Source organism: Streptomyces hilarionis (assembly GCF_024539675.1).
GTDB lineage: Bacteria > Actinomycetota > Actinomycetes > Streptomycetales > Streptomycetaceae > Streptomyces > Streptomyces hilarionis.
Map to the genome: position 1 here is coordinate 1 of NZ_JAHHIT010000466.1, position 417 is coordinate 417.

1 protein-coding gene is annotated in these 417 nt (G+C 50.4%); it reads left to right on the plus strand.

The features are described 5' to 3' along the window. Nucleotides 1-17: 17 nt before the first annotated feature. Nucleotides 18-417 (plus strand): glycosyltransferase family 2 protein (locus tag KMS84_RS43965; RefSeq protein WP_498066968.1); only part of this gene is annotated, 400 nt, incomplete at its 3' end.

Below are 417 nucleotides of genomic sequence, written 5' to 3' on the forward strand. Positions count from 1 at the left end.
TGCCTGTTTCGTGCGAGATTCTCTATGTCGACGATGGTAGTAGCGATCAAACTGCAGACCTACTTCGACACTATCAAGATGGATCAAATGTACGATGCCTGTTCCTAAGTCGGAACTTCGGAAAAGAGGCTGCGTTAAGTGCAGGGATCGACCATGCACGCGGTAGCGCATTGATCTTCATTGATGTCGACCTTCAGGATCCACCTGAACTCATCTCGAGTATGGTATATCATTGGCAGATGGGTTACGACGTTGTGAACATGCAACGCGACTTGCGAACTGGCGACTCCTGGCTAAAACGCACGAGTGCACGTAGCTATTACTGGATCATGCAGCGCCTGGTGGAGAAAGTTGATCTTCCGGTGGATGTCAGTGACTTCCGTCTGATTGGTCCTGCTCCATTGGCCGCCTTAAGAG